This is a genomic window from Campylobacter sp. P0103 (assembly GCF_002139545.1).
Classification (GTDB): Bacteria; Campylobacterota; Campylobacteria; order Campylobacterales; family Campylobacteraceae; genus Campylobacter; species Campylobacter devanensis.
Window position 1 is genome coordinate 1 of record NZ_MJKG01000021.1, and the last position, 302, is coordinate 302.

The following is a 302-nucleotide window of genomic DNA, read 5'->3' on the forward strand; positions in this document are numbered from 1 at the left end:
GCTATCTCACAAGCCCTTAAATCCAAAAAATCATCAGAATCTAAATTTAAAATATACTCCCCTGTTGCAGATTTAATCCCTTCGCATCTGGTTAAAAATAATCCCATATTTTGGCTATTTTTAATAATCTTTATTCTATTATCTTTTTTAGCATACTCTTGGGCGATATCCATACTTTTATCACTTCCACAATCATCTACTATTATAATCTCTATATCTTTTAAACTTTGATTTATTGCAGATTCTAAGCATTGGCTGATATATTTTTCTACATTATAAACTGGAATTATTATAGATATTTT

1 protein-coding gene is annotated in these 302 nt (G+C 27.5%); it reads right to left on the bottom strand.

Annotated features, from left to right (window positions below):
• The coding region (locus CIGNP103_RS08035; protein WP_141082237.1) for a glycosyltransferase family 2 protein at positions 1-302 on the bottom strand (302 nt) is incomplete at both ends.